This window comes from Ornithinibacillus bavariensis, assembly GCF_018333235.1.
Lineage (GTDB): Bacteria > Bacillota > Bacilli > Bacillales > Amphibacillaceae > Ornithinibacillus > Ornithinibacillus bavariensis.
This window is the reverse complement of record NZ_BORP01000004.1, coordinates 197,694-210,865: the sequence shown is the minus strand read 5'-3', so window position 1 is coordinate 210,865 and position 13,172 is coordinate 197,694. Positions and strand designations below refer to the sequence as shown.

At 35.0% G+C, this 13,172-nt stretch carries 10 protein-coding genes; 8 read left to right on the top strand and 2 right to left on the bottom strand.

The features are described 5' to 3' along the window. Positions 1-2: 2 nt before the first annotated feature. The 6 genes from KI338_RS11665 to yihA all read left to right on the top strand — a co-directional run bounded on the left by KI338_RS11665 (position 3) and on the right by yihA (position 8,908). The gene (locus tag KI338_RS11665) at positions 3-1,505 is read left to right on the top strand and encodes a pyruvate kinase (protein WP_212921175.1); all 1,503 of its coding nucleotides are present in this window, start codon (positions 3-5) and stop codon (positions 1,503-1,505) included. A gap of 196 nt (positions 1,506-1,701) precedes the next feature. Then, positions 1,702-2,685 (top strand): tetratricopeptide repeat protein, encoded by a 984-nt coding sequence (locus KI338_RS11660; RefSeq protein ID WP_212921174.1) that lies wholly within the window; start codon positions 1,702-1,704, stop codon positions 2,683-2,685. A 157-nt stretch (positions 2,686-2,842) separates the two neighbouring features. Next, positions 2,843-4,132 (top strand): trigger factor, encoded by a 1,290-nt coding sequence (gene tig / locus KI338_RS11655; RefSeq protein ID WP_212921173.1) that lies wholly within the window; start codon positions 2,843-2,845, stop codon positions 4,130-4,132. 349 nt (positions 4,133-4,481) lie between these two features. After that, the gene (gene clpX, locus KI338_RS11650) at positions 4,482-5,759 is read left to right on the top strand and encodes an ATP-dependent protease ATP-binding subunit ClpX (protein WP_212921172.1); all 1,278 of its coding nucleotides are present in this window, start codon (positions 4,482-4,484) and stop codon (positions 5,757-5,759) included. 250 nt (positions 5,760-6,009) lie between these two features. Further along, a complete protein-coding gene (gene lon / locus KI338_RS11645) occupies positions 6,010-8,358 on the top strand; it encodes an endopeptidase La (protein ID WP_212921171.1) in 2,349 nt (782 codons plus the stop codon). Further along, positions 8,327-8,908: a ribosome biogenesis GTP-binding protein YihA/YsxC gene (gene yihA, locus KI338_RS11640; RefSeq protein ID WP_212921170.1), complete on the top strand. Its 582-nt coding sequence runs from the start codon at positions 8,327-8,329 to the stop codon at positions 8,906-8,908. Before lon ends, yihA begins: the two co-directional genes overlap by 32 nt. Positions 8,909-9,095: 187 nt before the next feature. Here yihA and KI338_RS11635 read toward each other — a convergent pair whose 3' ends face one another. Both KI338_RS11635 and KI338_RS11630 read right to left on the bottom strand, forming a co-directional pair. Continuing rightward, the gene (locus KI338_RS11635; protein ID WP_212921169.1) at positions 9,096-9,779 is read right to left on the bottom strand and encodes a hypothetical protein; all 684 of its coding nucleotides are present in this window, start codon (positions 9,777-9,779) and stop codon (positions 9,096-9,098) included. Positions 9,780-10,221: 442 nt separating this feature from the next. Beyond that, on the bottom strand, positions 10,222-10,701 hold the full coding sequence (locus KI338_RS11630) for a LiaI-LiaF-like domain-containing protein (protein ID WP_212921168.1): 480 nt from the start codon (positions 10,699-10,701) through the stop codon (positions 10,222-10,224). A 241-nt stretch (positions 10,702-10,942) separates the two neighbouring features. On the opposite strand from KI338_RS11630, the gene hemA reads away from it, so the two are divergent. Beyond that, positions 10,943-12,313 carry a glutamyl-tRNA reductase gene (gene hemA, locus KI338_RS11625; RefSeq protein ID WP_212921167.1) on the top strand — a complete coding sequence of 457 codons (1,371 nt, stop codon included), beginning with the start codon at positions 10,943-10,945 and terminating at the stop codon, positions 12,311-12,313. A 23-nt stretch (positions 12,314-12,336) separates the two neighbouring features. Next, entirely contained in the window at positions 12,337-13,158 is an 822-nt protein-coding gene (locus KI338_RS11620) for a cytochrome C assembly family protein (protein WP_212921166.1), read from the top strand. Positions 13,159-13,172 lie beyond the last annotated feature (14 nt).

Here is a 13,172-nt window from a genome sequence, read left to right as displayed (position 1 = left end):
TGATGGGATTTATGCGAGAACGGCACGATATGAATGAATTCGACTTGAAAGATTATATGATCACTATTCGAGATAGCATCCAGAAAAGGATATTACAGCAAATTAATGGGGCTAATCCCAGCATAAAAAATCTCTGTTCCTATCTAGCCTTGAATTCAATAGTTAAACCAGAAATTAATTCGATCTTAGTCGAGGAAGGATTTTTACCGTTAAATAAGAGCAGCTCACATATCATGTATACCATAAATAAAATTATTGAACATCTTGAAGGAAGCGGCAATAGTCATAAAAATGATTATCTCACTGTCAAGGATTCAATAGTTCGCAGAGAAATGCGTTCCATCGAATTATTTGGTCGTGGAAATGATAACATCCCAAATATCATGGTAACATTGGATGCTTCAATGCTTGAGAATCCAAAGGTCTTCGAAGAATTAATTCTTGGAGGCATGACTATTGCAAGAATAAATTGTGCACATGATAATTTAGACATATGGAAATCCTTAATTCACACGTTAAGAGCCACGGAAGAGAGAATGAATAACACAGCTGATGCTACGATTTCATCTTGCAAAATTTATATTGATTTACCAGGTCCAAAAATACGGATAGGGAAATTAAAAGTGAGTAAACAAAAGGGAGAGTATATAAAGGTTAAAAAAGGAGATACACTTCGAATTTATCGAGACTGTCATTATTTAGGCAGCCCGAGTTCTAATGAAACACCTGCTTCTATTGGGATAACAATTCCAAAAGCTCTACGAAATGTACGTGTCGGGGATCGAGTATCTATTGATGACGGTAAGATTTTCGCAAAGGTTACGTCGGTACAGAAGGAATACATTGATTCTGAAATTGTTTTAGCGAGAAACAAAGTAGAAAAGCTAAAACCGAATAAAGGCATTAACTTTCCGGACTCTTTAGTTCATTTAAGTGTACCTACTGTAACAGAAAAAGATTTAACTATTCTGGAAAACATGCATCAAGAAATTGATATGGTTGGTATTTCTTTCATTAATCAGCCAAAAGATATTCAGATCGTTAAGGAAAAAATAGAACAACTAACATCAGGAAAAATAGGGATAATTGCTAAAATCGAGACAAAGCAAGCACTATTTTCATTGTCACAAATTATTCTTGAGGGGCTAAACCATCAGCCTTTTGGAGTTATGATTGCTAGGGGAGACTTAGCTGTTGAAATTGGAAAGGAGCAGTTAGCAAGTGCTCAGGAGGGAATAATGGAAATATGTGATGCAGGCCATGTTCCGATTATATGGGCAACTGGGGTATTAGACAGAATGAATAAAAAGAATATCCCATCTATTTCTGAAATTACCGATGCCTACTGGGGATTAAGAGCTGACTGTATAATGCTGAATAAAGGTCCCTATGTGCCGTATTCTATCGAATTTATCCACCAACTTGATCAAATAAATAAGGACAATATGTTCCAATCCAGAGATTCCTTACTTCCTTTTGTTCAATATGGCTTTAAATTCGATTAATACTCTACTAAAAGATTGAGCTAAGTTATTTAGCAAGGTCTTTTAGTATTACATAGATTACGAGACAAATAACATATTTTTTCGGAACACAGCTTATCGGTTTCTAATTTCGTTCAACCACTCTGTTGATAAATTTGGAAAAAAAATAAAATGCCCCTATAATGAAAAATATTACTCTTTTAAAAGGAGGGAAGATATGCAACAAAATGATGAAAATATAATTCTCTTCCCCAGATGGCAAAACACGTTAAAAAATGAAAGCCTTCAAGCAATTCAAGAAAGGCGTTATGAGGTTGCGTTAGATAAAATAAATAGATTACTTCATTATCATGTGAAGGATCATGAAATTATCGTAGGTAAAATAATGTGTTTAATGGAGTTAGGGCGATTTGAAGAAGCTGAAGAGGTTTGTGAGGAAGTACTTATAAATAGACAGGATGAGAACTACTATCAATACCTTCATATCTATTTAACCATCCTCTTCCAAACGAATAAATACAGCTTACTAATGGAAAGAATTGAAGAAGAAATGATATCTCCTGAATTACCATTAGTGATGAGGGAACAGTTCGAACAATTATACGAATTAAGCATTAAATTAGAGTCGGATATCGTTGGAAAGAACTCCGATATTTATTGTAAAGAATTAAAGCAATCGGTCATAGATCGAGATAACTTTAAACAATGGAGAACGATTTCTAAGCTTCGTTCTATGAATATTGCGATTGATAACACTATTATTGAATTGCTTTCCAACCAAGATGTTCATCCGGTTGTCAAAACAAATATTTTTCATTGGCTCCAGGATCAAAAATATTCTGGTAGCGTTCATATAGTCAAGCTTGGGATAGACATGCAAGTAATTCCAATAGATGTTTCCGAAATTACTGTTCACCCTGTGTATGTAAAAACAATACAGAATCTTAGCGATTTAGAACAAGAAAACCCAACATTGTTTCTTTTTCTAGAAAAAACGCTGTATCGCTATTTTTATGTGAAATACCCAATACTTCCTCCTATGGAGGACAGTATTTTTCTTGCTAAAAGTCTTCAAAAAATTAGTAATCAGATAACACATAGGCTTGAAGTAGAAGAAGATACCAATATAGAGAAGGTATTACACTTCATGGAAGACATCGTACAATGTGAGCAGCTATACTTATCTATCATTGAAGATTAGCTAGTAACATTTATGCTTTACCCTTGAAAGGGCTAGTAATTATGGTATAATAAGATGGTTGCAATTTTGAATTGGCATTAAACAAATACGTAAAAAATGAATCTTATTAATGAAATTAAGTAGTTAATGGAAATAATAGATTTTGGAGGGAACAATTATGTCAGCAAAATGGGAAAAAAAAGAAGGTAATGAAGGTGTATTAACATTTGAAGTTTCTGCAGAGGATTTTGAAACTGCATTAGATAAAGCCTTCAAAAAAGTTGTAAAAACAGTTCAAGTTCCAGGCTTCCGTAAAGGTAAAATGCCACGTGCTCTTTTTGAAAAACGTTTCGGTGTTGAAGCATTATATCAAGATGCAGTGGACATTGTTTTACCAGATGCTTACGTAAAAGCTGTAGAAGATACTGGTATTGAGCCAATTGATCAACCAAGTATTGATATTGAGCAAATTGAAAGAGGAAATACTTTAATTTTCACTGCAGAGGTTACTGTTAAACCAGAAGTAAAACTTGGAGACTATAAAGGTTTAGAAGTGGAAGAACAAGACAGTACAGTTTCAGACGAAGATGTTGAAAAAGAACTTGAACAATTAAGAGAGCGTCATGCTGAATTAGTTGTGAAAGAAGAAGGTACAGTCCAAGAAGGTGACACTGTTGTAATGGATTTCGAAGGTTTTCTTGACGGTGAAGCATTTGATGGTGGTAAAGGAGAGAACCATTCATTAGAAATTGGTTCTGGCCAGTTCATTCCAGGATTTGAAGAACAACTTGTAGGAAAAGAAGCTGGAGTAGAAACTGAAATTAATGTTACGTTCCCTGAAGATTACCATGCTGAAGAATTAGCTGGTAAAGAGGCAACATTTAAAGTAACAATTCATGAAATAAAATCAAAAGAACTTCCTGAGCTAGATGACGAATTTGCTAAAGATGTTGATGATGAAGTGGAAACATTAGACGCATTGAAAGCTAAATTAAGAGAAGAACTTGAGACTGAGAAAAAACAAAATGCAGAAAATGCCAAACGTGAGGAATTAATTAACAAAGTAACTGAAAATGCTGAAGTTGAAATTCCTGATGTAATGGTAAAAACTGAATTAGATCGTATGATGCGTGAATTTGAACAGCGTCTACAAATGCAAGGTATGACATTAGACCTTTACTATCAATTCTCTGGTCAGGATGAAGATGCATTAAAAGAGCAAATGCGTGAAGATGCTGGTAAACGAGTTAAAACTAACCTTACACTAGAAGCAATTATTAAAGCTGAGAGTTTAGAAGTATCTGAAGAAGATATAACTGCTGAGCTTGAAAATATGGCAACAATGTATGGAACTGATGTTGAGCAGTTAACACAAATGCTTGGTGGAAATACTGATGCAATCAAGGAAGATTTATTGTTCAGAAAAGCAATTGATTATTTAGTGGATAACAGTAAAGTAGTTGCATAAGATAAGGTAAATGAAAACTAGGATACAAGGTGCGATATTCGTACCTTGTATTTTTATATCTTCTTTCAGGGAAAGGGTTTTTTTTAGTAATTTATATGATTTTCTAGTATGATTAAATAACCTACCCTTGTCATCGATTTTTAGTCAATTATATATAGGGTTGTAACATATACTAAAATGGATGATGTTCAAATTAGGAAAAGGGAAGAACTGTAAATATGAAATTGTTATAGTGATTTTGAGAATGGAAAAGGTATATCATTTTGTTTTCAAAACGGGTTCTGATATGATAACTACTATAACTAAATGTTTTGCGTTGTGATTTGAAACTTTAGGGGTGAAAATTTTAATGTTTAAATTTAATGATGAAAAAGGGCAACTAAAATGCTCATTTTGTGGAAAAAGCCAAGAGCAAGTTCGCAAGTTAGTTGCAGGTCCTGGCGTTTATATATGTGACGAGTGTATCGAATTATGTACGGAAATAGTGGAAGAAGAGCTAGGAACAGAAGAGGAGTTGGAATTTAAGGAAATTCCAAAACCAAAAGAAATTTGTGCTATTTTAGACGACTATGTTATTGGTCAAGAGAAGGCTAAAAAGAATTTATCAGTAGCTGTTTATAATCATTACAAACGTATTAATACTCCAAAATCAAATGATGATGTGGAATTATCAAAGAGTAATATTGCGATGATTGGACCAACTGGTAGCGGTAAAACTTTACTAGCTCAAACATTGGCGCGAATCTTGAATGTTCCATTTGCAATGGCAGATGCAACTTCCTTAACAGAAGCTGGATATGTCGGGGAGGATGTAGAAAATATTCTACTGAAGCTTATTCAAGCAGCCGATTATGATATCGAAAAAGCCGAAAAAGGAATTATCTATATTGACGAAATAGACAAGGTTGCTCGTAAATCTGAGAATCCATCCATTACACGAGATGTTTCTGGTGAAGGTGTACAACAAGCACTTCTAAAAATATTAGAAGGTACAGTTGCAAGTGTTCCTCCACAGGGCGGAAGAAAACATCCTCATCAAGAGTTTATTCAAATTGATACAACGAATATCTTATTTATCTGTGGTGGTGCTTTCGATGGAATTGAACAAGTTATTAAAAGAAGACTTGGTAAGAAAGTAATTGGCTTTGGAATTAATGATAAACATGACGATCTTGATAAAGGTAAACTACTTGCTAGGGTATTACCGGAGGATTTACATCGTTATGGCTTAATTCCAGAATTTATTGGAAGATTACCTGTAATTGGTAGTCTTGAACCACTAGATGAGGATGCACTTGTAGATATTCTTACAAAGCCTAAGAATGCTCTTGTGAAGCAATATGAGAAGCTATTCCAGATGGATAATGTGGAACTAGAATTCGAAGATAATGCCTTAATTGAAATTGCCAAAAAAGCGATTGAAAGAAAAACTGGTGCCCGTGGATTACGTTCTATTCTAGAAACGATCATGCTAGAAGTTATGTTTGAACTGCCTTCTCGAGATGATATTCAAAAATGTATCATTACGAAAGATACCATCATAAATGAAAATGGCAGTCCTAAGCTCGTTTACAAGGATGGGACGGTAACAGAAGGTATTAAAAAACTTCCAAAAGAAAGTGCGTAAGTGAAAAAACAATTTGTTATAAACAGCTGACTGGGATGCGTAGCACTAAATGAGTTTGATTAATCTGTGCCAGCATTCTCAGTCAGCTTTTTATTTATTCTATTATCTAAAAGAATTAGTTATTATCTAGCGGGTAAACTAAGAAAAGCCATGCTCAATCATTTTACAAAATGACCTTATATTATATAAACTTTAAGAGAACTAAATACATAGGATAATTTATTACTGAAATAATGGAGGTTTTTACATAATGACCCATGATACAAAACAAGTTCCCCTCCTTCCGCTACGTGGTTTATTAGTGTTTCCTACTATGGTTCTTCACTTGGATGTAGGACGTGATAAATCTGTCGCAGCATTAGAAAAAGCGATGGTTGATGATCAGCTGATATTCCTAGCTGCACAGAAAATGGTAAGTATTGACGAACCAAAGCCAGAGGAAATTTATCGAATCGGTACATTAGCAAAAATTAATCAAATGCTAAAACTTCCTAATGGTACATTTCGAGTACTGGTAGAGGGTCTCTATCGTTGTGAAATCATTCGTTTTGTTGAAGAAGAAGAAGAATTTGTTGTAGAAATACAGGAGCTAGAAGAGGTTCCTGGTGATTCTGTTGAGGAAGAAGCATTAAAGCGAAATTTGCTGACACAATTTGAACAATATGTTAAAGTTTCACGCAAAATATCCAAGGAAACCCTAAATACGGTTTTGGATATAGAAGAGTCAGGAAGACTTGCCGACATCATTACTTCGCATTTAGCATTAAAAATAAAGGACAAACAAGAACTGCTAGAAATAGTAAATACTCAAGAGAGATTAGAACATTTAATGGAGTTAATCTCTAATGAGAAGAAAGTCTTAGACTTAGAAAAGAAAATTGGGGAACGAGTTAAGTCCTCCATGGAAAAAACACAAAAGGAATACTATCTCCGGGAGCAGTTAAAAGCCATTCAGAAAGAGCTAGGTGAGAAAGAAGGGAAATCCGGAGAAGTCCTCGATTTAAGAACAAAAATTGAGAAGTCCGGTATGCCAGAGAGAGTGATGGAAGTTGCTCTTAAAGAATTAGACCGATACGAAAAGATTCCACAGTCCTCTGCGGAAAGCTCTGTTATACGGAATTATATCGAATGGCTACTTGCCTTACCTTGGACCGAGAAGTCTCAGGATGCCATTCAGATTGAACGTGCAAAAGAAATTTTAGATAAGGAACATTATGGTCTTGACAAGGTAAAAGAACGAATTTTAGAGTACCTAGCTGTACAAAAATTGACAAAGTCACTAAGAGGTCCAATCTTATGTTTAGTAGGTCCTCCAGGTGTTGGTAAAACATCCCTTGCAAAATCAATAGCTAAATCAGTAAATCGAAATTTTGTTCGAATCTCGCTTGGTGGAGTTAGAGACGAAGCGGAAATCCGTGGACACCGTCGTACCTATATTGGTGCAATGCCAGGCAGAATTATTCAAGGAATGAAAAAGGCGAAGACGATTAACCCAGTCTTCTTATTAGATGAAATCGATAAAATGTCTAATGATTTTCGTGGAGATCCGTCTTCCGCCATGTTAGAGGTGCTCGACCCTGAGCAGAATAGCAATTTTAGTGACCACTTTATTGAAGAAGCATATGACCTTTCCAATGTCCTATTTATTGCAACTGCAAACTATGTGAACAACATTCCTGGACCACTATTGGACAGAATGGAATTGATATCACTCTCAGGATATACAGAGCTAGAAAAGTTGCATATTGCAAAAGAACATTTAGTACCAAAACAAATGAAAGAAAATGGCTTGAAGAAAAGTAATCTACAAATTCGTGATGATGCATTACTTCGTTTAATAAGAGTTTATACAAGGGAAGCTGGCGTTCGTACACTTGAAAGACAAATTGCCAAGCTCTGCAGAAAAGCAGCGAAAATGATTGTAGCAAATGAGAAGAAACGAGTAATTGTAACTGAAAAGAGTTTGGAAGAATTACTAGGAAAACCTATATTCCGATATGGACAAATGGAAATAGAAGATCAAATCGGTGCAGCGACTGGTTTAGCATACACGACTGCTGGTGGTGATACCTTATCGATTGAGGTAACGCATTTTCCAGGTAAAGGTAAATTAACGTTAACTGGAAAACTAGGAGAGGTTATGCGTGAATCAGCTCAGGCAGCTTTTAGCTATATTCGTTCTAGAGCTGAAGAGCTCGGCATTGAATCGGATTTTCATGAGAAATATGATATCCATATTCACGTTCCAGAAGGTGCAACTCCTAAGGATGGCCCTTCTGCAGGAATAACGATGGCTACAGCTTTAGTTTCAGCATTATCAAATCGTGCAGTAAAAAAAGAAGTAGCCATGACAGGTGAAATAACGTTAAGAGGGCGTGTTCTCCCTATTGGAGGACTAAAGGAAAAAACATTAAGTGCACATCGTGCAGGAATTACAACTATTATTTTTCCAGAGGATAATAAAAAAGATTTAGATGATATTCCGGAAAGTGTACGAGAGCAACTAACATTCATTCCAGTAAACCATCTTGATCAAGTATTAAAGCATGCCCTAGTGGAGGAGAAACATGAAAGTAACAAACGCGGAGATCGTAATTAGTGCTGTAAGTAAAAAACAATATCCCAATGATCAATTACCAGAGATTGCTTTAGCGGGCAGGTCCAATGTGGGAAAATCATCATTTATCAATAAGTTAATTGCCCGTAAAAGCCTTGCAAGGACATCATCAAAACCTGGTAAAACACAAACACTCAATTTCTATCGTATTAATGATGCATTTTATTTCGTGGATGTTCCGGGCTACGGCTACGCGAAAGTGTCTAAGACAGAGCGTGAAAAATGGGGCAAGATGATGGAAGAATATTTCCAAACTCGTGAAACATTAAAGGCTGTCTTACTCATAACGGACATCAGGCATGAGCCAACGAAAGATGATATTCAGATGTATGAGTTCCTAAAATACTACGAATTACCAGTCATTGTCGTGGCAACAAAGTTAGATAAAATTCCAAAAGGAAAACGTGCCCAGCATCTAAAAAGAACCATTAATACATTACAACTAGAAAAAGGTGACATCATTTTACCATTCTCATCAGAAACTGGTGAAGGTAAAGATGAAGCTTGGGGAATATTAAACAATTTTTTATAAGTCACACGGAGACCAGATCAAATAATGATTTGGTCTTTTTTTTGTCTGCTTTGGTTAACAATACACTGACTTGAGGATGTCCCCAAATACTAGTCTATTATGAAAAACACCAAGGAGCAGCAGTCAGAGTCATATTAGAACTACTACTTTGAGCAATATTTAATAGTTGCTCAAAACCAATATTGCTTTATATTTCGGAAATAAATAAAGACCAGTAACCAAGGCATATATAGCTTCCCGAAATTCCGAGGTAGAGCAAAAAACGGTCATCAAAGCCAGTATTGCTTACCAAATCTCCGAGGAGAATCAAAAAACAGTCACCAAAGCCAGTATTGCTTACCAAATCTCCGAGGAGAATTAAAAAACGGTCATCAAACCTCGTTTTGGCTCCCAGATCTCCGATGAACAGTAAAAAACGGTAACCAAAGCCAGTATTGCTTACCAAATCTCCGATGAAAAGCAAAAAACGGTAACCAAAGCCAGTATTGCTTACCAAATCTCCGATGAAAAGCAAAAAACGGTAACCAAAGTCTGTATTGCTTACCAAATCTCCGGTGAAAAGTAAAAAACGGTAACTAAAACCAGTATTGCTTACCAAATCTCCGATGAAAAGCAAAAAACGGTCATCAAAGTCTGTATTGCTTACCAAATCTTTGATGGACACTAAAAAACGGTAACTAAAACCAGTATTGCTTACCAAATCTCCGATGAAAAGCAAAAAACGGTCACCAAACCCTGTATTGGCTCCCAAATCTCCGATGAAAAGTAACAAACGGTAACCAAAACCAGTATTGCTTACCAAATCTTTGATGAAAAGTAAAAAACGGTAACTAAAACCAGTATTGCTTACCAAATCTTCGAGGAAAAGCAAAAGACGGTAACCAAACTTATATTGCCCCTCATTATTTAGAAATTAACCTAATCTTGAAGTCAAAATCCTATCATATATCGAGTAATTTCCAAAACAGTACTATGAGTAGCGCAAATGGAGTGGTGCTGTAAAAGGATTACAGACCAAAAACCTCGACACGATGCTATTTACCCTAGAAACCCTCAGTAAATTACCCAAATAGAGTGGAGAAGTATGAATTAACAATAAAATAGTCGTTGGAGGAAATAATAAAAATGATTGTTACATCTAAGGAAGCGCATTAGCCTGTGAAATTCTTTATCGTTACTATTTACGATGCATCATCCCTAAATAACTGAATACTAGGTGTAAATTAATTCCACGTACACAAAAACAAGGGAGATTTTTAGAAAATGAAAATAGAGACTCTCTTCTATATTTAGGATAAGGAGTCTCTATCTTCTCATTTCTTTTTTAACAAATAAACCCCAATTACGATTAAGACAAGTGGCCAATACATATTAATAAAATTAAATACATCATTTATCCAGTTAAGCTCATGCGGGATTTGAATGGAAAAGATGAATACGCAAGAAAGTATGATAAGTACTAGTCCTGGTATTAATCCTTCCTTTGTTTTCAAGTAACGTACTAGAAAAGCTATTCCTACAATTAGTGGGTACATTGCCCAGTGATCAATCCAGAAGGTATAGTGCTCCATTCCGTGAAAATGGATGCCAAGACCTAGGATCAATGTACCTGGAAATAGCTGATTAAAGTCCTTAACCTGGAAGCTATAGATTAAGAATGCAATGCCAATAATAATTAATAAAGTAGGCCACGAGTAAAAGTCTGTGAAGATTGGTAGCTTTAATTGCTTAAATAAGAAAAATAGTCCTATTCCAATAACCACATAAGCTGTGAATGTATTTTTCTTTTTCATGGAATTACCTCGCTTTCTCATACTAGGTGAATATAATGTTGATTCCTTGCTTATGAACTTTTGATGTGTTAGAGTACATCTGAGTTTAATATTATCGTGTTTTTATCATAGCACATATAGTTTCAAAAACTGTTCACAAAGCAAGAATTTATGACTTAATTCCTATGATATAATAAAAAATGTATGAAAAAATAAGTTCAATGCGACAATTTGAACCTCTTATTATGGAGGAGAGAAAAAAGTGCACATTTTAAAAGTAGGTTTAAATTATAAGACAGCTCCTGTAGAAATCAGAGAAAAGCTTACATTTGCTGAAAGCTCTCTTCAGGATGCCATGTTAGCTCTAAAAAAACAAAAAAGCATATTAGAAAATGTTATCGTTTCTACCTGTAACCGTACTGAAATTTATGCAGTAGTTGATCAGGCACATACAGGGCGTTACTATATAAAACAATTCCTGGCTGATTGGTTTCAAATCGATAAGGACGAATTTACTTCGTTTTTACGAATTAGTGAGGATGATGGGGCTTTAGAGCATTTATTTAAGGTCTCTTCTGGAATTGACTCTATGGTTCTTGGGGAAACACAAATATTAGGTCAAGTAAAACAAGCATTCCTAACATCACAAGAAGTCCAAGCAACAGGAACTATTTTTAATGAACTATTTAAGCAAGCCATTACGTTTGCAAAAAGAGCACAACATGAGACAAGTATTGGAGAAAATGCTGTATCTGTAAGTTATGCAGCTGTAGAACTCTCTAAGAAAATTTTTGGCTCTTTATCCAATAAGCATGTTGTCATATTAGGTGCTGGTAAGATGGGTGAACTTGCAGTTAAAAACTTACAGGGATCTGGTGCTACGAAAATTACCGTGGTTAACCGAACACTGGAGAAAGCAAAGGCATTAGCAGCACAGTTTCAAGCAACTGCAGAACAAATGGAAAATTTAGCGAATTGTTTAAAGGATGCAGATATACTCATAAGCTCAACCGGTTCAAATAGCTTTGTATTAACAAAGGAAATGGTTGAAAAAGTCCAAAAGTCACGAAAAGGCAAACCACTATTCTTAGTGGATATTGCAGTACCTAGGGATCTGGATCCAGAAATAGCTAAATTAGAAAATGTCTTTTTATATGATATCGATGATTTACAACATATTGTAGATGAAAATTTAGAAGCACGTAAAAAGGCAGCTGAACAAATCGAAATCGAAATAGAGAAGGAAATAATGCTATTCAAAGAGTGGCTACGCACATTAGGTGTTGTACCAGTAATTTCTGCTTTAAGACAAAAAGCTTTAGCAATTCAAGCTGAAACCATGAAGAGTATAGAGAGAAAAATGCCTGATTTAACAGAACGGGAGAAAAAGGTTCTAAGTAAGCATACGAAAAGTATTATTAATCAAATGTTAAAAGAGCCTATTACCCAGGCGAAAGAATTAGCCGGTACAGACAAAGCCACTGAAGCATTACAACTTTTTGTGGATATTTTCGGTATTGAAAATGAAGTAAAGAAAGAATTTGAAAAACAAGCAGAAAAAAGTGAAGGATTCATACGAATACTGCAAAAGGAATTCCCAAGAGCAGATAAGCTTAAAGGTGAATTCATTTAGTAAAGGTAAAGGAAACTATCCATATGGTCGATTTACGATGGCTTTATGAAGGAATAGTATCTCTATATGTATTGAGTTTGATAGGTTATTTCATTGATTTTGTACAGCAAAACCGGAGGGCTAATACATTAGCCTTCTGGTTACTTTGTATGGTTTGGCTCTTGCAAACCTTTTTTTTGTTTCATCGGGTTCTAACAGAAGGGCGTTTTCCTATTGCCACTTTGACAGATAGTTTCTTTTTCTATGCATGGATATTAGTGACATTTTCTATACTAATGAACTGGCTGTTTAAAATATCGTTTATCGTATTTTTTATTAATCTATTTAGTTTTTTAATCTTTCTTATGCATATTTCACATATAGCGCAAACCAATATGGTAACAAGTGGAATCCAATTGGTGAACGAAATATTAATTGCGCATATTTCCTTAGCAATTATTTCATATGGGTTTTTTACTATTGCTTTTCTCTTATCTATTATGTACATGGTCCAATATTATTTCTTAAAAGAGAAAAAAGCTATAAAATGGATATGGAGACTTGGTGATTTGGAACGATTGGAGCTAATGACCTTCCGTACGATAACGATAGGTGTTCCAACTTTACTTATTGGCATTATTTTAGGTTTTGTATGGGCATATACGGAAAATGCTACATTCTATTGGTATGATTTAAAGACAATAGGATCTTTAGTGGTACTATCTGTTTATATTAGTTATTTATGCTTACGAACTGTGAAGCGTTATTCGGGAAAAGCTTTGGCTACCTATAACACATGGGCCTTTTTATTTCTGCTTTTGAATTTCTTTATCTTTAGTCATTATTCAAGCTTTCATCTATTATGAACCAGTGGGAGGAA